This window comes from Novosphingobium sp. TH158 (assembly GCF_002855555.1).
Taxonomy (GTDB): domain Bacteria; phylum Pseudomonadota; class Alphaproteobacteria; order Sphingomonadales; family Sphingomonadaceae; genus Novosphingobium.
In genome coordinates this window covers 74245-92214 of sequence record NZ_PKRT01000001.1, presented here as the reverse complement: position 1 = coordinate 92214, position 17970 = coordinate 74245, and the positions used below count along the sequence as shown (strand labels likewise).

The 17970-nt window shown below is 66.1% G+C and carries 21 protein-coding genes; 15 read left to right on the top strand and 6 right to left on the bottom strand.

What is annotated here, in order from left to right; translation table 11 throughout:
• Nucleotides 1-21: 21 nt before the first annotated feature.
• The 3 genes from fmt to C0V78_RS00535 all read left to right on the top strand — a co-directional run bounded on the left by fmt (nucleotide 22) and on the right by C0V78_RS00535 (nucleotide 2868).
• Nucleotides 22-924, top strand: coding sequence for a methionyl-tRNA formyltransferase (gene fmt, locus C0V78_RS00545; protein ID WP_101795950.1), 903 nt, complete (start codon nucleotides 22-24; stop codon nucleotides 922-924).
• Nucleotides 921-1667, top strand: a complete 747-nt coding sequence (gene truA / locus C0V78_RS00540) for a tRNA pseudouridine(38-40) synthase TruA (RefSeq protein ID WP_101795949.1) — start codon at nucleotides 921-923, stop codon at nucleotides 1665-1667. The genes fmt and truA overlap by 4 nt, the downstream gene beginning before the upstream one ends.
• 91 nt (nucleotides 1668-1758) lie before the next feature.
• Nucleotides 1759-2868, top strand: a complete 1110-nt coding sequence (locus C0V78_RS00535) for an alcohol dehydrogenase catalytic domain-containing protein (RefSeq protein WP_101795948.1) — start codon at nucleotides 1759-1761, stop codon at nucleotides 2866-2868.
• 4 nt (nucleotides 2869-2872) lie between these two features.
• On the opposite strand, the gene C0V78_RS00530 is transcribed toward C0V78_RS00535, so the two are convergent.
• Nucleotides 2873-4639, bottom strand: a complete 1767-nt coding sequence (locus C0V78_RS00530) for a DUF3604 domain-containing protein (RefSeq protein WP_158241443.1) — start codon at nucleotides 4637-4639, stop codon at nucleotides 2873-2875.
• Nucleotides 4640-4897: 258 nt separating this feature from the next.
• Here C0V78_RS00530 and C0V78_RS00525 point away from each other — a divergent pair, with 258 nt between their 5' ends.
• Nucleotides 4898-6733, top strand: a complete 1836-nt coding sequence (locus C0V78_RS00525; RefSeq protein WP_101795946.1) for a tetratricopeptide repeat protein — start codon at nucleotides 4898-4900, stop codon at nucleotides 6731-6733.
• Here the strand turns inward: C0V78_RS00525 and C0V78_RS00520 are convergent.
• Together C0V78_RS00520 and C0V78_RS00515 are read right to left on the bottom strand one after the other, a co-directional pair.
• Nucleotides 6730-7263 (bottom strand): co-chaperone YbbN, encoded by a 534-nt coding sequence (locus C0V78_RS00520; RefSeq protein ID WP_158241442.1) that lies wholly within the window; start codon nucleotides 7261-7263, stop codon nucleotides 6730-6732. The two genes, C0V78_RS00525 and C0V78_RS00520, sit on opposite strands and share 4 nt — an antisense overlap.
• On the bottom strand, nucleotides 7260-8252 hold the full coding sequence (locus C0V78_RS00515) for an AAA family ATPase (RefSeq protein ID WP_101795944.1): 993 nt from the start codon (nucleotides 8250-8252) through the stop codon (nucleotides 7260-7262). The genes C0V78_RS00520 and C0V78_RS00515 overlap by 4 nt, the downstream gene beginning before the upstream one ends.
• A gap of 185 nt (nucleotides 8253-8437) precedes the next feature.
• Here C0V78_RS00515 and C0V78_RS00510 point away from each other — a divergent pair, with 185 nt between their 5' ends.
• From C0V78_RS00510 to C0V78_RS00475, 8 genes are read left to right on the top strand one after another with little or no spacing between them, the layout of a single operon-like run.
• Nucleotides 8438-9082: a TetR/AcrR family transcriptional regulator gene (locus C0V78_RS00510; protein WP_101798108.1), complete on the top strand. Its 645-nt coding sequence runs from the start codon at nucleotides 8438-8440 to the stop codon at nucleotides 9080-9082.
• The gene (locus C0V78_RS00505; RefSeq protein ID WP_101795943.1) at nucleotides 9079-9519 is read left to right on the top strand and encodes a VOC family protein; all 441 of its coding nucleotides are present in this window, start codon (nucleotides 9079-9081) and stop codon (nucleotides 9517-9519) included. Before C0V78_RS00510 ends, C0V78_RS00505 begins: the two co-directional genes overlap by 4 nt.
• A 3-nt stretch (nucleotides 9520-9522) precedes the next feature.
• Nucleotides 9523-9882, top strand: a complete 360-nt coding sequence (locus tag C0V78_RS00500; RefSeq protein WP_101795942.1) for a DUF1428 domain-containing protein — start codon at nucleotides 9523-9525, stop codon at nucleotides 9880-9882.
• 11 nt (nucleotides 9883-9893) lie between these two features.
• The gene (locus C0V78_RS00495) at nucleotides 9894-10676 is read left to right on the top strand and encodes a VOC family protein (protein ID WP_101795941.1); all 783 of its coding nucleotides are present in this window, start codon (nucleotides 9894-9896) and stop codon (nucleotides 10674-10676) included.
• A gap of 57 nt (nucleotides 10677-10733) precedes the next feature.
• Entirely contained in the window at nucleotides 10734-11360 is a 627-nt protein-coding gene (locus C0V78_RS00490; protein ID WP_101795940.1) for a glutathione S-transferase family protein, read from the top strand.
• Nucleotides 11357-11833 carry a VOC family protein gene (locus C0V78_RS00485; protein WP_101795939.1) on the top strand — a complete coding sequence of 159 codons (477 nt, stop codon included), beginning with the start codon at nucleotides 11357-11359 and terminating at the stop codon, nucleotides 11831-11833. Before C0V78_RS00490 ends, C0V78_RS00485 begins: the two co-directional genes overlap by 4 nt.
• Nucleotides 11833-12492, top strand: a complete 660-nt coding sequence (locus tag C0V78_RS00480) for a glutathione S-transferase family protein (protein WP_371514408.1) — start codon at nucleotides 11833-11835, stop codon at nucleotides 12490-12492. Before C0V78_RS00485 ends, C0V78_RS00480 begins: the two co-directional genes overlap by 1 nt.
• A 22-nt stretch (nucleotides 12493-12514) precedes the next feature.
• The gene (locus tag C0V78_RS00475; RefSeq protein ID WP_101795938.1) at nucleotides 12515-12955 is read left to right on the top strand and encodes an SRPBCC domain-containing protein; all 441 of its coding nucleotides are present in this window, start codon (nucleotides 12515-12517) and stop codon (nucleotides 12953-12955) included.
• Here C0V78_RS00475 and C0V78_RS00470 read toward each other — a convergent pair.
• Nucleotides 12952-13530 carry a J domain-containing protein gene (locus C0V78_RS00470; RefSeq protein WP_254049764.1) on the bottom strand — a complete coding sequence of 193 codons (579 nt, stop codon included), beginning with the start codon at nucleotides 13528-13530 and terminating at the stop codon, nucleotides 12952-12954. The two genes, C0V78_RS00475 and C0V78_RS00470, sit on opposite strands and share 4 nt — an antisense overlap.
• Nucleotides 13531-13569: 39 nt before the next feature.
• Here C0V78_RS00470 and C0V78_RS00465 point away from each other — a divergent pair, with 39 nt between their 5' ends.
• The 3 genes from C0V78_RS00465 to C0V78_RS00455 are packed head-to-tail and all read left to right on the top strand — an operon-like array spanning nucleotide 13570 to nucleotide 15622.
• Nucleotides 13570-13848, top strand: coding sequence for a BolA family transcriptional regulator (locus tag C0V78_RS00465; RefSeq protein WP_101795936.1), 279 nt, complete (start codon nucleotides 13570-13572; stop codon nucleotides 13846-13848).
• Entirely contained in the window at nucleotides 13845-14741 is an 897-nt protein-coding gene (locus C0V78_RS00460; RefSeq protein WP_101795935.1) for a pirin family protein, read from the top strand. Before C0V78_RS00465 ends, C0V78_RS00460 begins: the two co-directional genes overlap by 4 nt.
• Nucleotides 14738-15622: an alpha/beta fold hydrolase gene (locus tag C0V78_RS00455; protein ID WP_101795934.1), complete on the top strand. Its 885-nt coding sequence runs from the start codon at nucleotides 14738-14740 to the stop codon at nucleotides 15620-15622. The genes C0V78_RS00460 and C0V78_RS00455 overlap by 4 nt, the downstream gene beginning before the upstream one ends.
• On the opposite strand, the gene C0V78_RS00450 is transcribed toward C0V78_RS00455, so the two are convergent.
• Together C0V78_RS00450 and C0V78_RS00445 are read right to left on the bottom strand one after the other, a co-directional pair.
• Entirely contained in the window at nucleotides 15615-17099 is a 1485-nt protein-coding gene (locus C0V78_RS00450; protein ID WP_101795933.1) for a M20/M25/M40 family metallo-hydrolase, read from the bottom strand. The genes C0V78_RS00455 and C0V78_RS00450 overlap by 8 nt on opposite strands.
• 100 nt (nucleotides 17100-17199) lie before the next feature.
• On the bottom strand, nucleotides 17200-17955 hold the full coding sequence (locus C0V78_RS00445) for a 3-hydroxybutyrate dehydrogenase (protein ID WP_101795932.1): 756 nt from the start codon (nucleotides 17953-17955) through the stop codon (nucleotides 17200-17202).
• Nucleotides 17956-17970: the final 15 nt, after the last annotated feature.

The window sequence follows — 17970 nt, the reverse complement described above, 5'->3', positions numbered from 1 at the left end:
GCCAGGGAACGGAAAGAGCACATGCGTATCATCTTCATGGGAACCCCCGATTTTGCCGTTCCGGTGCTGAAGGCGCTGGTTTCAGCAGGGCATGAGGTGATCGCCGCCTACAGCCAGCCGCCCCGACCGGGTGGCCGCCGGGGCAAGGAATTGACGCCTTCCCCCGTCCACAAGGTCGCCGAAGAACTGGGGATCGAGGTGCGCACCCCCCTCTCCCTGCGCGACGAGCAGGCGCAGGCAGACTTTGCCGCGCTGGCGGCGGACGTCGCCGTTGTCGCCGCCTATGGCCTGATCCTGCCGCAGGCAGTGCTCGATGCGCCGAAGCACGGCTGCCTCAACGTCCATGGCTCGATCCTGCCGCGCTGGCGCGGCGCGGCGCCGGTGCAACGCGCGATCCTGGCGGGGGACCTGGTGACGGGCGTCGGCATTATGCAGATGGAGGCCGGGCTGGATACCGGCCCCGTGATGGCCGAGGCGAAGACCGATGTCGATGGCAAGACCGGGCCGGAACTGCTTGCCGAACTGTCTGAGATCGGTGCCCGGCTGATGGTGGAGGTGCTGGCGGACCTTCCGGGCCACCCGCCCCGCGCCCAACCCGCCGAGGGCGTCACCTATGCCAGGAAGATCGACAAGGCCGAAACCCGACTCGATTTCCACCATGATGCCGAATTCGCCGAGCGGCAGGTGCGCGCCTTCCACCCGCTGGCCTGGTTCGAACTGGATGGCGAACGCTATCGTGTGCTCGCGGCCGAAGTGGTCAATCGCGCAGGCGCAGCCGGCACCACGCTGGATGACGCGCTGACCATCGCCTGCAATTTCGGGGCGCTGCGCCCCACCCTGATCCAGCGCGCCGGACGGCCCGCCATGCCCACCGCCGACCTGCTGCGCGGACGCCCCATCCCTGCGGGCACGAGGATCGATTGACCCGCTTCGCCCTGACCCTCGAATTCGACGGCACCGAGTTCATGGGCCTGCAGCGGCAGGCGCACGGGCCATCGGTGCAGCAGACGGTGGAAGATGCCGCCCGAGCCGTAACCGGCGAGGCGGTGACGATGCATGCTGCCGGCCGCACCGATGCCGGCGTTCACGCCGTGGCCATGCGCGCCCATGTCGATATCGCCAAGGACATCGCGCCGTTCCGCCTGATGGAAGCGCTGAACGCGCTGATGCGTCCGGCGCGGGTCGCGGTCACGGCCTGCGAGGTCAAGCCGGATGACTGGCACGCCCGGTTTTCCTGCACCGGCAGGGCCTATGTCTATCGCATCGCCAATCGCCGCGCCCCGCTGACGCTGGAACGCAACCACGCCTGGCAAGTGCCGCAACCGCTCGATGCGGCGGCGATGCACCGGGCCGCGCAGGCGCTGGTCGGGCGGCACGATTTCACCACCTTCCGCTCGGTCCATTGCCAGGCGCAGTCGCCGCTCAAAACGCTGGACCGGCTGGACGTGCGGCGCGAGGGCGATCACGTGATGATCGACGCCGCCGCGCGCAGCTTCCTGCACCACCAGGTCCGCTCGATGGTCGGCTGCCTGGTCCTCGTCGGGATGGGGCGCTGGCAGGAGGAGCAGGTTGCCGAGGCGCTTGCAGCCAGGGATCGCACGGCGCTGGGGCTCAATGCCCCGCCCGAGGGGCTCTATTTCGTCAGGGCCGTCTATCCCGACGAATAGGGGCAATTTTCTCCATTGCGGCGAACGCGGCGAGGAAGCAATCTGGCGCTATTGAGCGGCGCCGCCTTGGCCAGCCGCGGGGAGGACACAGATGACCACTTCGGGCCAGCAGGTCACCACCACACTCGGTTCAGACGGCAAGCTGACGGTCGCGGTAGAGGATCGGACCTTTGCCGATCCTACCGGCACCGAAGTTCTGGTGAAGGTGGAAGCCGCACCGATCAACCCTTCGGACCTTGCCCTGCTGTTCGGCATGGCCGACCTTGCGGGTGCAGACTATTCGCCCGGCAAACTGGTCGCAGAAATGCCCGCCATCGCCATGAAGGGCATGGCCGCGCGCGTCGGGCAAAAGATGGACGTTGGCGCCGAAGGCTGCGGAACGGTGATCGCCGCGGGTGAGGATGCCTATGCGCAAAGCCTGATCGGCAAGCGCGTCGCCTGCCGCTCGGGGGCGCTTTACGCAACGCACACGCTTACCGATTCGCGCGCCTGCATCCCTCTGCCCGATCACATCACCGCCGAGCAGGGCGCGGGCGCCTTCGTCAACCCGCTGACCGCGCTGGGCTTTGTCGAAACCATGCGCGCTGATGGCTATACCGGCATCGTCCACACCGCCGCGGCATCGAACCTTGGCCAGATGCTGGTGAAGCTGTGCGCGGCCGAAGGCATTCCGCTGGTCAACGTGGTCCGGTCAGAGGCGCAGGCAGAAATCCTGCGGGGCATCGGCGCGCAATACGTGGTCGACAGCTCGAAGGACGATTTCATGCCGAGCCTCGTCGCCGCGATCGAGGCAACCGGCGCGATGCTGGGTTTCGATGCAATCGGCGGCGGCACCATGGCCAGCACAATCCTGGGCGCGATGGAGCAGGTGGCGTCGCGCGGCGCGGAATACAGCCGCTATGGCTCCAGCGTGCCCAAGAAGGTCTTCATCTACGGCGCGCTGGACCTGGGCCCCATCGTGCTGAACCGCGGCGCGCTGGGTTTTGCCTGGGACGTATCGGGCTGGCTGCTGATCCCCTTCCTCGCCAAGCAGGGGGTGGAAGGCCAGATGCGCCTTGCCGCCAAGGTCATCGGCGGGCTGACGACGACCTTCGCCAGCCACTACAAGGCGAAAATCGGGCTGGCCGAAATGCTGACCCGCGATGTCGCCATGGCCTACAACGCCAAGGCGACGGGCGAGAAATACCTCGTCACGCCGTGAGAGGCTAGCGAACCCAGATCGGTGAGGTCCAGGCGCGTTCCTGGATGGTCTCTGGCAGACCCTCGGGCAGCTTGAGCTTGTACTCGCGCGCGCGCAGCGTGGTCCAGCGCGGGCTCGGCAATTCGATCACGCGGGCGTAATAGACCGCCGCCTGCCCCTTGCGGAACGAAGGGTCGCGCCACAGGCCCTTGAACTGCACCGCGCCTGCGGGCGCGACGGCGGCATCGTACACCTGTTCATGGCGGCCCTTGTCGTCGATCCACACCTTGACGATCTGGACCCGCTGCAACCTCTGGCCATCCGGGTCCTTCAGCGCTTCATAGGCAAAGACGGGCGCTGAGCGGGCCTGCAGGTCGGCCCCCATCGGCACGCCCTGCGCATAGGCCCGGCGCACCCAGTCCCGATTGGCAAGCAGGTTGGCGGGAAGATCGCCGGCGAACAGGCGCACCCGGATGCGCGTGCCCGAAGTGGCGAAGGTCTCCTTGCGGCGCAGGGCAGCGTAGATCGCGTCGCGCGTGTTCGCCTCTGCCCAGACGCCCGTCAGGCCCGCGGAACTGGCGACGACATCGGTGTTCTGGACATCGCGCTTGGCGGCATCGGCGAAAATGCGCAGCATGGCCTCTGCCGAAGGCTTGCCCCCGCCCATGTGGCCGCGCCCGACCCCGCCATAGTCCGCCTCGCTGGAGACTGACAGGCCGCCGTGCAGGTCGCCCGCGCCCACGGCTCCGTCCTTGTAGGGATTGACGCCGGTGCGCCGCTCCACCTCAAGCCCGCGACCCAGCGCATCGCGCCAGAACGATCCGGGCACCTTGCCGCGAATGGGCTTGCCCGCAAGCAGCCAGGGCGAAAGCTCGAACCCGGCGAATTCGTCGTTCGGGGAAAGGAGGGGATGCGTCTCGCTGGTTCCCTTGTTCTGGACGATCTCGGCCAGCGGCTCGTTCGCCTGCCGCAGCCGGCCCCATTCGGCATCGACCGGCGAGCCGTCCGACTTCAGCATGTTGTACATCAGGCCGTTGGAGACATTGGCGTTATGCGGGATCGCCAGCGCCTCCACCCCCTGCCCGCGCAAGGTGGCGAGCCACGACCACAGCGCCTCCACCTTGTCCGAATCGAAGCGGGTGAAGGGCAGCGGCGCGCTGTCGCCCCGGAAGATCACGTTGCGGTGCAGGTTCTGGTTGTCCGGGTTGACCGTCCATTCATAGCCGATGAACGTGGTGAAGGTGCACGGCCGGTAATGGGCGTTGGCGGCATCGACCTGCCGCTGCCAGGTCGCGCGGATCACCGCCGGAGCATTGTCGCCGATCGTCGCGCCCCGCGCCATCAGCGCCATGGCCTTGAAGAAGTTCTCCGTTCCGCCCAGCCGCGCCATCTTGCCCACCTCGGTCTGCGAAAGCACGCTGTCCGGGTCTTCCAGCTGGTTGAACACCCCCATGTTCTCGGCATGGTCGGTGACCGCCAGGAAATCGAACGGCACCCGGCGACGGACGGGATCGCCGTAATAGAGGATCGTCTCACCCCGGGCGAAGCGATAGGCATCTTCCGGCCCGACGCGCGATGACATCAGCGTATAGGCATCGAAGCTGAGCGCGGTGTGCAGGTGCAGATCGCCAAAGAAGGCCTGCCGATCGGGGTTTGCCGCACAGTCTGCCCTTGCAGGGGCTGCGGCGGATTGGGTGAGGACGGGCTTCTGCGGCTCCCCAGCCGTAAGACCCGCCGAAAGCGCAAGGGCCGAAAGCCCCGCCAGCGCCGCTGCCACCAATGCCTTGCGCATGCCCCTCACCCCTCTTGTCATCCTCTGCCGCCAGCTTCCGCGATTGCCCTGCGCGAAGCAAGCCCTGCTGCCAGTGCTGCGTCGCAAAGCGTCGGGGCGGATCGGCGATCCGCGGCATGACGAGCCGTATTTTCCGCCGGCTCATGCGCATGACACCCGGCAAGGATTGCCATGCGGATCGAATATCTGGACAATTTCGGCGCAAGCAGATGATAATGCGGAAATATTGGTGCAAGTCGGGATTCGGATCTGTTCATCATGAAAGCTGTTTTCGCCGGATTGTTTCTTACCACCTTCATGGCATCGACCACTGCTTATGCCGCCGATGCCGCAACCGATATTGCCGCGATCCCATCCGGCGAATGGCTGGCCCTTCCGGGCGACGTCCTGCGAAAGCGGCTGAACCTGCCGCAGCGCTGCGGCGAATTCGATGCCGCCGCCCAAGCAGGCGTGGCGCGCGCGCAGACAGTGATGAGCTCTGCGATCCTGAACCGGGTCTGCGGCACCTACAGCGTCGAAGTGGGAGAAGATCTTGCCCGCAAGGCACATGCCAGCGGCGATCTGCGCGCCCTGGTCCTTCAGGGCAACATTCTTGCGCTCAAGGGAGACAAGGCTGGAGCCTACCGGATCTATTCCTCGCCCCGGCTGGCGCAGGTTCCTATAGCCATGTCGGCAATTGCCACGGCGGCGTACTGGGGCGAAGGGCGAACGGTGGACCGCCAACTGGCGCGCGAATACTGGGCTAACGCCGCCGCGCTTGGCGATTTTTCGGCCATGACCCAGCTTGCCTGGATGATCATGAGCGACCCCATCGGCAAGCGCGACCTCAATCGTGCCGAGCAACTATTCTCTCGCAGTGCGCGCAACGGACATCTCGAAGGCATGGCCAGTTACGGCAGCGTCCTCGTCTCGGGTGCCTTCGGCGAATCGCGCAAGGCCGAGGGAATTGGCCTGCTGCGGCAGGCAGCGGATTTGGGGAATGCGCGGGGGACGTCCGAACTGGGCAGGGTCCTGATTTACGGACTGGGCATGGCCAAGGATATTCCCCAGGGCCTCGCGCTGATGAAAAAGGGCGGCGATCTGGGCGATCGGGGTGCCCTGAATGAACTGGGCATCATCTACCGCGACGGTGTTATCGTTTCCCGCGACAGGACCCTTGCCGTTTCCTATTTCCAGCGCGCCGCAAAGGCTGGCGATCCCTGGGCCTATCGCAACCTGCACCATGAATACGGCCGCGCGACTGCCAGTCCCGAAGAACGCGCGCAGGCCATGATCATGCTGGAAAAGGCCGTTGCGCTGGGCGACCGCGAGGCACTGAACGACATGGGCGTTGCCTATGAACTGGGCAAGCTGGTGCCGACCAGCCTTGGCACCGCCTTTGACTATTACCGCCGCGCCGCCGCGCAGGGCAGTGTCAGCGGGCATGTCAACCTTGCCCGGATGTATGACTTCGGCATCCACGTTGCGCGCAATCCGGCTGCGGCGGAGAGCGAGTACAAGCTGGCCATCGCGGCAGGATCGCCCACGGCAGCAAAAAGCCTGTCAGACATGCGGCAGAGGCTGGCCAGCGAGGCGCAGGCGGCGCGCGCCCTGCCCGCAACCACGCAGCGCTCGGCAGGTCTTTCGGGCCCGCCCAACGCCTATGACATCCGAGCGGCGCTGATGCGCGAATGGGCAACTGCTGTTCTCGGCCCGATGGCGCAGGTGAATTACGATCAGGGCTTCACCTCGAACGGCTTCTGGAACACCGGCATGCATTCAGCCTATGCCGTGGCCAATCCCACCTGCTCGGCCCAGGGCAAGGGCCTTTACCGCTGCACCTACAAGCTGTGGGTGACGAATACGGTCTATGTGTTTGGCAGCCCGATGAAATCCCCCGGCAAGGCGGGCGTGACGGAGACCGCAACCTTCAATGTGCAGGGCGGCGTCTGGCGTTCACCTTCTGCCCGCTCGGTCGCCCTCGCACACGCCCGCCAAAGCGCGGCCATGCAGCGCTCCACCGGTGACGACGAGCGGACGCGGCGCGAAAACCAGAAGAGGTTCTACTGCCCGGGGAACGGCGCGAACCCGCTGGATACCCAGGCCTTCTGCTAACCGCCGCGGCGGCGCATCAGCGGCGGGCGAGAGGAAAGGAACCTTTCGAACCAGCCAAGGATCTTCTCCTGGCCCCGGCTGTCCGCATTGCGCCACGACCGCGCATCGGCGGTGGTGTTCAGGACCTTGCCCTTGCCGGAGAGCACGAAGAGGGCGGGCGTCGAGCGCAGGTTCCGCAGCCCCAGCCCGGCCACCAGATCAAGGTTGCGGCCCTTGCCGGTCTGCGGCTCGCCAACGTTGATGAAGGTGACGGTAAAGCGCTGGCCGAACCGTTCGGTAAATTCCGGGGAGGTCAGCACACGGGCCAGGGTGCGGCTGTCGTGGCACCAGTCGGCCCCGAAGACGATCACGGCCAAACGATCGCTGGCCCGCGCTTCGGCGATGGCGGTTTCAAGCGCGAACGCGCCGTCTTCCGTCGCGGGAAAGAAATCGCCGCGCGCTGCCACGACAGTGGCGGGTTCACTGGCGGCACTGGCCGGCGCGGCGAGCGGGATCGCCGCCAGCGCCAGCAAGGCCGGGCGCAGGATCACCCCTTGCCGACCACGCTTTCCGGCAGGTCGGTGCCGAACACGCGCTGGTAGTATTCGGCCACCAGCATGCGTTCCGTATCGTCGCACTTGTTGAGGAACGACAGGCGGAAGGCAAAGCCCGGATCCTTGAAGATCGCGGTGTTCTGCGCCCAGGTGATGACGGTGCGCGGGCTCATCACGGTGGAGATATCGCCGTTGATGAAGCCGGCGCGGGTAAGATCAGCAACCTTGACCATGTTGGCGACCATCTCGGGCGCGGCGTCGGTCACCTTCTTCAGCACGATCTCGCTCTCCACCTGCGCCGGCAGGTAGTTGAGCTGGACGACGATGTTCCAGCGGTCCATCTGCGCCTGGTTGATCGCCTGGGTGCCGTGATAGAGGCCCGAGGTATCGCCAAGACCCACCGTGTTGGCCGTGGCAAACAGGCGGAAGAACTTGTTGGGGCGGATCACCCGGTTCTGGTCAAGCAGGGTCAGCTTGCCTTCGGTTTCCAGCACGCGCTGGATCACGAACATCACGTCGGGGCGGCCGGCGTCGTATTCGTCGAACACCAGCGCCACCGGGTGCTGCAGCGCCCAGGGCAGCAGGCCTTCGCGGAATTCGGTGACCTGCAGGCCATCGCGCAGGACAATGGCATCGCGGCCGATCAGGTCGATGCGGCTGATGTGAGCATCGAGGTTGATGCGCACGCAGGGCCAGTTGAGCCGCGCCGCAACCTGCTCGATGTGAGTCGATTTGCCGGTGCCGTGATAGCCCTGCACGATCACGCGGCGGTTGAAGGCAAAGCCCGCCAGGATCGCCAGCGTGGTGTCCGGATCGAAGACATAGGCCTCGTCGGTATCAGGCGTGCGCTCGTCCGGCTGGCTGAAGGCAGGCACCTTCATGTCGATATCGATGCCGAAGGTCTCGCGCACGTCGAGTTCGATATCGGGCGCTTCGAGGACGGTCGTGCCGCCGGTTCCGGCGGAAATGTTGGGCAAATCGGTCATGACCGGGGTTGCCTAGACGCGCGCGCCGCGCCCCGCAAGCCCGCCGTGGAGCCGCCATGCGGAAATCGGTGGCGCGACGGACCGCGCCTGCCGGTTCGCTCCCCGCCGGGTCAGGGCAGTGGGCGAACACTGCGCCGCCCTGCCTTCGTTTGACGACATACCGACTGGTTGGTATGTTTGCTGCCATGGTGTCGAATCGCCCCTTCAGGCCTGCCCCGGCCAACGCGCGCGACAAGCTGCTCGAAGCGGCGGTCAAGCTGGTGCGATGCGCGGGATACACGGCCACCAGCGTCGATGACCTGTGCCGCGAGGCGGGGGTTACCAAGGGTGCCTTCTTCCACCACTTCCCCAGCAAGGAAGCGCTGGGCGTTGCCGTGGCGGAGTACTGGTCTGCCAGCACCTCGGGCTTTTTCGCGGCTGCGCCCTATCATTTCCGCGACGATCCGGTGGACCGCCTGCTCGGCTATATCGACTTCCGCATCGCGCTGATTTCGGGGCCGGTGGAAACCTTCACCTGCGTTGCCGGGACCATGGTGCAGGAAGCCTTCCGCACGTCGGACCCGATCCGCGAGGCCTGCGGGGCCAGCATCATGGGCAACGCCGGCGCGCTGGTGGCAGACATCAGCCTGGCCATGCAGCAGCGCGGGGTGACCGGGATCAGCCCGGAAAGCCTCGCCCGCCATGTCCAGGCGGTGATCCAGGGGGCCTTCGTTCTCGCCAAGACGCAGGCGGGAGAAGACGCAGCGAAGCTGGCGCGGGAACAGCTTGGGCTGCTGCGGCATTATTTCTTTCTGCTGTTCCGCGCCGATGGAAAGGAGTCCAGCGCATGACCCGGATGATCTTCGTCAACCTGCCCGTGGCCGACCTGAAGCGCTCGATGGACTTCTACGAAGGACTGGGTTTTACCAACGAGCCACGTTTCACCGACGAGACCGCCGCCTGCATGGTGCTGTCGGACGCGATCTACGTCATGCTGCTGACGCACGAGAAGTGGCGCAGTTTCACCAAGCGGCCGATCCCCGACACCGGATCGAGCGAGGTTTCGCTGGCGCTGACCTGCAAGGACCGCTTCGAGGTTGACCGGCTGGTGCTCGCCGGCGCGGCCCGTGGCGGCACGGCAGACGTCAACCCGCCCGAAGACCACGGCTTCATGTACCAGCGCACGGTGCTCGATCCCGACGGCCACGTGTGGGAGCCGTTCTGGATGGATCCCGCCGTTGCCGACGGCGACGCCCACGTTTCGCAAGCCAGCCAGCAGGAGGTCTGAGCCATGAGCTACATCGACGGATTCCTCATCCCCGTGCCGCACGACCGGCGCGAGGACTATCGCCAGCTTGCCGAGATGGCCGCCCCGGTCTTCATGGACCACGGCGCCATCGAGGTGGTGGAATGCTGGGGCGATGACCTGATGCGCGGCAAGTCCACGGACTTCTACATGGCGGTCATGGCCACCGAGGCAGAGAACGTGGTGTTCAGCTGGATCAAGTGGCCCGACAAGGAAACGCGCGACGCCGGCAACAAGGCAGCGATGGAGGACGAACGCTTCGCCGGCATGGAGGCGATCGACGTGTTCGATGGCAAGCGGATGATCTTCAGCGGCTTCGTGCCGATCCTCGAAGCCCGCAAGTAGGGAGCGCGTCCATGCCGAAGCTGCAGGGAAGCTGGATCTGGTACGAATTGATTACCACCGATCCGGCAGGAGCCCGCGCGTTCTATGAAGCCGTGGTCGGCTGGCGCATCCAACCGGGAACCGACGAGGCCGGCGGCTATGGCTTTATCGCCAATGCCGATGGCGGGATGACCGGCGGACTGCTTGCGCTGACGCCCGAAATGATCACCGCAGTGGCGCGCCCCTGCTGGCTCGGCTACATCGGTGTGGACGATGTCGATGCCGCACTGCCGGCGATCACCCGCGCGGGCGGCAAGGTGCTGATGCCGGCGCGCGACGTGCCCATGGCCGGCCGGATCGCCATGGTGGCCGACTGCTGCGGCGCGCCCTTCTATGTGATGACGCCCACCCCCCCGCCGGGTGGCGGCGAAAGCACGGCCTTTTCCACCAGCCTGCCCGGCCGATGTGGCTGGAACGAACTGATGGCCGGCGATGTCGACCGCGCGGTTGCCTTCTACACCGGCCTGTTCAGCTGGGACATGCCCGAGGCGATGGATATGGGGCCGCTGGGCAAGTACCAGTTCATCGAACACGAAGGCACGCCGATCGGCGCGATCATGCAGAAGCTGCCGCAGGTGCCGCAGCCGATGTGGAACCACTATTTCCGCGTTCCCGGCGTTGAGGCGGCCAAGGCGGCGATCGAGGCGCATGGCGGGCAGGTAATCAACGGCCCCATGCAGGTCCCCGGCGATGACTGGATCATCCAGGGCATCGATCCGCAGGGTGCCATGTTCAGCCTGGTTGGCGGCGCATGATCGCCCTGCCCGCGCCCGGCGCCTCCCCGTTCCCTCCCAGCGAAAGGGCCTGATGCCATGGCCGAATACACCTTCTTCACCAATCCGATGAGCCGCGGCCAGATCGCCCGCTGGGCCTTGCACGAAGTGGCCGCAGACTATGAGCAGGTGCTGGTCGACTGGAAGGCAAAACCTGCCGGGCTGCTCGCCGCCAATCCGATGGGCAAGGTGCCCACCCTGGTCCACCACTCCGAGACCGGGGACCGCGTGGTGAGCGAATGCGCCGCAGTCTGTGCCTATCTTGCCGAGATGCACCCCGAAGCGGGCCTGCTGCCCTCCGATGCGGAGCTGGCGGACTATTACCGCTGGCTGTTCTTCGCCGCCGGGCCGCTGGAACAGGCCATCGTCGGCAAGTCGATGGGCTGGGAAGTGCCCAAGGAGCGCGAGGGCATGGTCGGCTTCGGCAGCTTCGATCGCACACTCGCCGCGCTTCGCGGGCATTTTTCCGGCAACGCCTTCGTCTGCGGCGCGCGCTTCACCATGGCCGATGTCTATGTCGGCAGCCAGATCGATTGGGGGCTGACCTTCGGCTCGATCCCGCCCGATCCCGAATTCGTCGCCTATGCCGAAAGGCTCCAGGCCCGCGCCGCCTACAAGCAGGCCAAGGGCATCGACAACGACCTGATAGAGGAGACGCGCAAGTGACCGGCGTCACCCTTTGCCTGTGGTACGATGGCACCGCGCGCGATGCGGCTGCCTTCTATGCCGATACCTTTCCCGACAGTTCGCTCGATGCCGTGCATGTCGCTCCGGGGGATTTCCCCGGCGGCAAGGCGGGAGACGAGCTGACTGTGGAATTCACCGTTCTGGGCATCAAGTGCGTCGGGCTGAACGGCGGGCCGATATTCCCGCACAGCGAAGCCTTCTCGTTTCAGGTCGCAACCGACAGCCAGGAAGAAACAGACCGCTACTGGAATGCCATCGTCGGCAATGGCGGGCAGGAAAGCGCCTGCGGCTGGTGCAAGGACAAGTGGGGCCTTTCCTGGCAGATCACCCCGCGCGTGCTGACAGAAGGCATGGCGCATCCCGATGCTGCGGTGCGCCAGCGCGTCTTCGCCGCCATGATGACGATGCACAAGATCGATCACGCCGCAATCGAAGCTGCGGTGCGCGGCTGATGCTGGCACTCTACGGCCACCCTTTTTCTTCCTACACGTGGAAGGCGCAGATCGCGCTGCACGCCCAGATGCTTGATTACGAGTTCCGCGTGCTCGACGCCGATCACCCCGAACATGGCGAGTTCATGGCCACCCGAGCAGGGCCGCAGGGGCAGTTCCCGGTTCTGGTCGATGGCGCGCGGACGATCTTCGAGGCGACCTCGATCATCGAATACCTCAACCTGCATCACCCCGCCGGCTGGCCGCTGATCCCGTCAGACCCGGAGGCGGCGCTGGGGGTGCGGATGATGGACCGCGTGTTCGATAACCACGTGATGAACGTGATGCAGCGCACCGTGAACGAATACATCGTCCATCCCGAAGGGCCGGACCCGGCGATTGTCGCGGACGTCCGCAACCGCCTGCACCGCTCCTATCGCTGGCTGGAACAGTGGCTGGAGCACGGCTACCACGGGGGCAATCGCATTACCCTGATCGAATGCGCCGCCGCGCCAAGCCTGTTCTATGCCGACTGGGTCGAGCCGATCGCCGAGGACCGCTATCCCCGCCTGAAGGCATGGCGCGCGCAGCTGAACCGCTTGCCCGAAGTGGCCCGCTGCATCGAGGCGGCGCGGCGCTTCCGCCCCCTCTTCCCGCTCGGCGCGCCGGACCGGGACTGATCGCAATCACGGGAGAACGCCCATGCACGAACTGTCTGTCACCCGCTTCATCGATGCGCCGCCGGTCCGCGTCTGGGACGTCATGGCCAACCGGATAGAGGAATGGTGGTGTCCCCGCCCCTGGCGCGCGGAGTTCGACCGGCTGGAACGCCGCGCCGGGGGTGCCGCCAACTGCACCATGTATGGCCCCGATGGCGAAGTGCATCCCCATCCCGGCACGGTGCTCGCCTGGGAGGAAGGCCGGCGCTTTGCCTTTACCGATGCCATCGTCGGCGATCTGGAACCGGCCGGTCCCTTCATGATCGGCGTCTGGTCCATCGAGCCGGAAGGAAACGGCACCCGCTATACCGCCCGTGCGCGCCACTGGACCGAGGCGGACAGCCAGCGCCATGCGGAAATGGGTTTCGAGGAAGGCTGGGGCGCCTGTGCCGACCAGCTCAAGGCGCTGGCCGAGGGCAGCTAGGCGAAGACCGTCGCCTTGCGCAGCAGCTGGTAGGCCTCAACCACCGATTGCAGCCGTTTTTCCATCGACCGGTCACCGCCGTTGCGGTCCGGATGATACTGGCGGACAAGCTCCGAATAGCGGTTGCGCAGCGCCTTGCGGTCGGCGTCGATCTCAAGCCCCAGCGTGTCGAGCGCCTGCCGCTCTTCGGGGGAAACGGCGCGGCCATCCTTGCGCTGGGCAGGCCTGCGCGCCCTCGCCCGGCCGGAAATCGCCTCTAGCGGATCGGCGAAATCAGCCCAGCGCGGTGCGGAATCGATGCCTGCCGTAGGGCGGAAAGCACGCGTTTCGCGCTCCCAACCGGCGATTGGCGACTGCGCCTGCCAGATTTCCTCGGCGGTCATGCCGGCAAAGGCATCGTAGGCGGCATTGAAGGCGCGCACGTGCTCAAGGCAGAACCAGCGATAGTCCCCCGGGCCGTCGAACCCCGAGGGTTTGGCACCGGGCGCGCGGAATTCTCCGGCCTCGGTACAACCGCGCCAGTCACAGCGGCGGTGCGAGCCGCCGATTCGTCCATGGAACCTTTCCTGTTTCACACCCTTCCTAATGGCCCGCGATGCGTTAGAAAGGAAGCCATGCCCGGAACCGTCCAGACCGAAATCGAAGCACTGCTCACCGCAGCCTTCGCCCCTTCCCGCCTTGCCGTGATCAACGACTCGGGCCGCCACAGCGGCCATGCCGGAGATGACGGATCGGGCGAATCGCACTTCACCGTGGAGATCGAGAGCGAGGCCTTCACCGGCGTATCGCGCGTGTTGCGCCAGCGCATGGTCAACAAGGCGCTGGGCGACATTCCCGGCCAGCGCGTCCATGCCCTTGCCATCAAGGCCCGGGCCCCCGGCGAAGCGACTTGACCCCGCTGGAGACCATCGCCCCGGTCACGCATGACCTGGGAGCATTGCGGGTCCGCCGCGTGCTTCCTTCGCGCGGGCGGACGATGGTCGGCCCGTTCATCTTCGTCGACGAGTTCGGCCCGGCGCAGCTTGCCCTTGGCCAGGCGATGGACGTGCGCCCGCACCCGCATATCAACCTTGCCACAGTGACCTGGCTGTTCGACGGCGAATTTGCCGGCGCGATCGACCACCGCGACAGCCTGGGCACTTTCGCCACGATCCGTCCCGGGCAGGTCAACCTGATGACCGCCGGCAGCGGCATCGTCCATTCCGAGCGCTCACCGGCAGAAGAACGCTCGGCTGGCCCCCGGCTTTACGGGATGCAGACATGGCTGGCCCTTCCCGATGCACTCGAAGAGATCGCCCCGGCCTTCGAAGCGCGCACCGACCTGCCGCTGGTGGAAGATGCCTGCGCCTCTGCACGGGTCATCATGGGCAGCCTGTGGGGCGTCACGGCACCAACGACCTGCCACGCCGCGACAATCTATGCCGAGATCGTGCTGGCACCGTCTGGCACCCTGCCCATCGACGCCGAGGCCGACGAACGCGCGGTGATGCTGGTCGGCGGCGAAGCCGGCCTCGATGGACAGGCGCTTGAGCCCTTTGTCCTGACCATCCTCACGCCGGGTGCGGCTATGCGGCTGGCGTCCGACAAGGGCGGCAGGATCATGCTGCTGGGCGGAGAGGCCTTTGCCACCCGCCGCCATGTCTGGTGGAACTTCGTCAGTTCCCGCCGCGAACGCATCGAACAGGCCAAGGCGGACTGGCGCGAAGGCCGCTTTCCCAAGGTTCCGGGAGACGAACAGGAATGGATACCCATCCCCGAACAGCCCAAGACGGTAAGCTATCCATGAAGCGGGTGGCGCTGGCCAACGGCACGCAACTGGACGTCCTCGATTGCGGACCGGCCGATGCACCGGCGCTGATCTTCCTCCACGGCTTCCCGGAAAGCCATCGCACCTGGCGCCATCAGGTCGCCCATTTTTCCGACCGGTTCCGCTGCATTGCCCCCGACCAGCGCGGCTATCGCGGATCCTCGAAACCGCAGGATGTGGCCAGCTATACGCCGGACAAGCTGATCGGCGATGTGTTCCAGCTCGCCGATGCGCTGGGGATCGGCCAGTTCACCGTGGTCGGCCACGATTGGGGCGGAGCCATCGCCTGGGGCGTCGCCCTGCTGGGCCAGGGCACCCGCGTGACCCGCGCGGTGATCGCCAACGCGCCGCATCCGGCGCTCTTCCAGAAGCTGCTCTACATCGATCCGGTGCAGCGCGCCGCCAGCCAGTACATGCGCGAATTCCGCGATCCGGCGAATGATGCGCTTGTGCGCGAACACGGGCTTGGCGGCCTGCTGCTGAAGGCGGTGAAGTGGGAACGCTCGCAAAAGCTGGAACCTGAAGTGCGCGATGCCCAGTTCGCCGACTGGCAGGATCGCGACGCCGCCTTTGCCATGCTCAACTGGTATCGCGCCTCGCCCATCGTGGTACCGGCACTGGACGAGCCGCTTGCCCTGCCGGATGACTGGCAGGAACCGCCGCTGCCGCCGCTGGAGATCCCGACGCTGGTGATCTGGGCCATGGACGATCTCGCCCTGCCGCCCTGCAACCTCGATGGCATGGACGCGATCATTCCCAGCCTGACGCTTTGTCCGGTGCATGGCTGCGGCCACTTCGTGCCCTGGGAAGATCCGCAGGCGGTCAACGCGGCAATGGACGCATTCCTCGCCTCTACCTGACGGTCGCAGGCACCTTGCGGACATCGCCGAAGAACCGGCCGAGCGCGACGTGGAACTGCACGTCCTGCGCCGCACCACCCAGCTCGATCCCCGCCTTCGCCTGATCGGTAGGCCGGTGGTAATCGGTATCGAAGAACTTCTCGATGCGCGAGATATCGCCATAGGCGCTGGATACCATCACGGCAGGCACGTCGTGCTGCAACAGCGCCCAGCCATCCTGCCGCTTCACATAGGCATTGGCCGCCTCGCCGCTGACGATCTTGCGCTTTTCCTGCTTGGCCACCTGCGCGATCAGCGGATCGAGCTTGGTCATGCCATAGCCCACCGTTGCGAGCGGCGTGTTGGCCGGGGCGATGGCAACCGAATCCATGTTGAAAGCGGCCACGAAGGACTTGAGCGGGATCGGGGGATTTTCCGCAAAGGCCTGCGCGCCCAGCAGGCCCAGTTCCTCGGCGGTCGTTGCGAGGAAATAGATGTCGCGGTCAAGCTGCGGGCTCTTTACCAGCCGCCGCGCCGTTTCGGTCAGGGCGGCAAGGCCGCTGGCATTGTCGATCGCGCCGTTGCAGATGACATTGCCCGCGCCGCCATCACCGCATTCGCCGAAGTGGTCCCAATGGGCCAGGAACAGCACGGCGCCCGCCTCTGGCCGGCGTCCGGGAAGCTTGCCGATCAGGTTGTGGGTACGGATCGTGGTTTCGCGCGTGGTCGCCTCAAGCGTCGCGGAAATGTCCAGCGGGCGCGGCTTGAAGGCCGCTTGCCGCGCCTCCTGCTCCAGCCCGTCGAGCGATTGCCCGCCCGTGGCGAGCAGGCGGTTGAACGCCTCGTCAGTGATGAAGCCTTCAAGGTCGCCGCCCAGCTTGTCGCTCGCCAGCGCATAGCCCGAACGCTTGCGACGTGCCGAAACCTCGGCAATCGTCCGCTCGCCATCAAGCACGGTCAGCACCGCGCCTGCCCCCGCCTTGAGCAGCGCATCCTGCCGCTTGCCATCGTCTTCAGGGCCGGAAAGCAGCACGGCAACGCGGCCTGCCAGCTCGCCGCGCGAATGGGTGCCGCCGCCATTGCCGACGAACAGCAGCGGGGCGCTTTCCACCAGCGCGCGCTTGCCCGACGTGAGCATCAGAATCTCGGTCTGCGCGATCGGCAGCGGACGGCCCTTGCGGGTGAAGATCGCCGCCGAAGCCGCGGGTTCGCGCGCCACCAACCGCACCGGCTTGAACCATTCGTGGCCGGGATCGTTGGTGCCAGAGGTAAGCCCCATCTCGAACCACTGGCGGGCAAGGTAGCGAAGCGTCTTCTCCTCGCCATCTGTGCCCGGTTCGCGTCCGCCGAAGTCATTGCTGGCCAGCACATTGATATGCTGGCGCAGGGCCGATTCCAGCCCACGATCGCGCGATGCGGCATTGACAGGCGAAACGGTGCAAGCCAGCGCGACGCAATATAGCGTAAGTCGACTCATCGTGCTCAGGCGGCGGCTCATCGCCCGAGATATGCGGGTGACCCCTGCAACAGGCAAGCGGCGGCCGACGATATTCCGGGCTTGTGGCAGGAAGGTAACGGTCGCGCCCGAAGGGGCCGGATTACTCCGCCGTCCAGCCGCCATCCATCGAGATGTTCGCGCCGTTCATGTTGTTCGCCTCGTCGCGGCAGAGGAACACGGCCATGGCGCCGATGTCTGCCGGCTGCACGAACTTGCGCGTCGGCTGGCGGACCAGCATCACCTCTTCGATCACCTGTTCGCGCGTCATGCCGCGCGCTTTCATCGTGTCGGGAATCTGGTTTTCCACCAGCGGCGTCCAGACATAGCCCGGGCTGATGCAGTTGGCGGTGATGTTGTGCTGCGCCAGTTCCAGCGCCAGCGTCTTGGTCAGCCCCGCCAGCCCGTGCTTGGCCGCGACATAGGCCGACTTGAACGGCGATGCGGTCAGCGAATGGGCGCTGGCCACCTGGATGATGCGGCCCCAGCCCGCCGCCTTCATGTGCGGCACGGCAAGGCGGCAGGTATCGAAGGCGGCCGTCAGGTTAAGCGCGATGATCTTGTCCCACTTGTCGACCGGGAACTCCTCGACCGGTGCCACGTGCTGCATCCCGGCATTGTTGACCAGCACGTCGATCGGACCGGCCCCGGCCATCACGGCCTCAACCCCGTCGCGCCGGGAAAGGTCGCCCGCAACGTGGGTGGCCCCCAGTTCATCGCACAGCGCCGCGATGGCATCGGGCTCGCCCAGCCCGCACAGGACAACCTCTGCACCCTCTGCCTTCAGCGCCCGCGCAACGGCAAGGCCGATGCCCGAAGTCGAACCGGTAACCAGTGCACGCTTGCCGTTCAGAAACATTATCGACTCCGGTGG

Coding starts and splice junctions, on each gene's coding strand:
- C0V78_RS00500 (WP_101795942.1), top strand. CDS start 9,523: ATGAGCTACATCGACGGATTCCTCATCCCCGTGCCGCACGACCGGCGC.
- C0V78_RS00535 (WP_101795948.1), top strand. CDS start 1,759: ATGACCACTTCGGGCCAGCAGGTCACCACCACACTCGGTTCAGACGGC.
- C0V78_RS00455 (WP_101795934.1), top strand. CDS start 14,738: ATGAAGCGGGTGGCGCTGGCCAACGGCACGCAACTGGACGTCCTCGAT.
- C0V78_RS00525 (WP_101795946.1), top strand. CDS start 4,898: ATGAAAGCTGTTTTCGCCGGATTGTTTCTTACCACCTTCATGGCATCG.
- C0V78_RS00505 (WP_101795943.1), top strand. CDS start 9,079: ATGACCCGGATGATCTTCGTCAACCTGCCCGTGGCCGACCTGAAGCGC.
- C0V78_RS00465 (WP_101795936.1), top strand. CDS start 13,570: ATGCCCGGAACCGTCCAGACCGAAATCGAAGCACTGCTCACCGCAGCC.
- fmt (WP_101795950.1), top strand. CDS start 22: ATGCGTATCATCTTCATGGGAACCCCCGATTTTGCCGTTCCGGTGCTG.
- C0V78_RS00445 (WP_101795932.1), bottom strand. CDS start 17,955: ATGTTTCTGAACGGCAAGCGTGCACTGGTTACCGGTTCGACTTCGGGC.
- C0V78_RS00480 (WP_371514408.1), top strand. CDS start 11,833: ATGCTGGCACTCTACGGCCACCCTTTTTCTTCCTACACGTGGAAGGCG.
- C0V78_RS00510 (WP_101798108.1), top strand. CDS start 8,438: ATGGTGTCGAATCGCCCCTTCAGGCCTGCCCCGGCCAACGCGCGCGAC.
- C0V78_RS00530 (WP_158241443.1), bottom strand. CDS start 4,639: ATGCGCAAGGCATTGGTGGCAGCGGCGCTGGCGGGGCTTTCGGCCCTT.
- C0V78_RS00495 (WP_101795941.1), top strand. CDS start 9,894: ATGCCGAAGCTGCAGGGAAGCTGGATCTGGTACGAATTGATTACCACC.
- C0V78_RS00450 (WP_101795933.1), bottom strand. CDS start 17,099: ATGAGCCGCCGCCTGAGCACGATGAGTCGACTTACGCTATATTGCGTC.
- C0V78_RS00475 (WP_101795938.1), top strand. CDS start 12,515: ATGCACGAACTGTCTGTCACCCGCTTCATCGATGCGCCGCCGGTCCGC.
- C0V78_RS00515 (WP_101795944.1), bottom strand. CDS start 8,252: ATGACCGATTTGCCCAACATTTCCGCCGGAACCGGCGGCACGACCGTC.
- C0V78_RS00490 (WP_101795940.1), top strand. CDS start 10,734: ATGGCCGAATACACCTTCTTCACCAATCCGATGAGCCGCGGCCAGATC.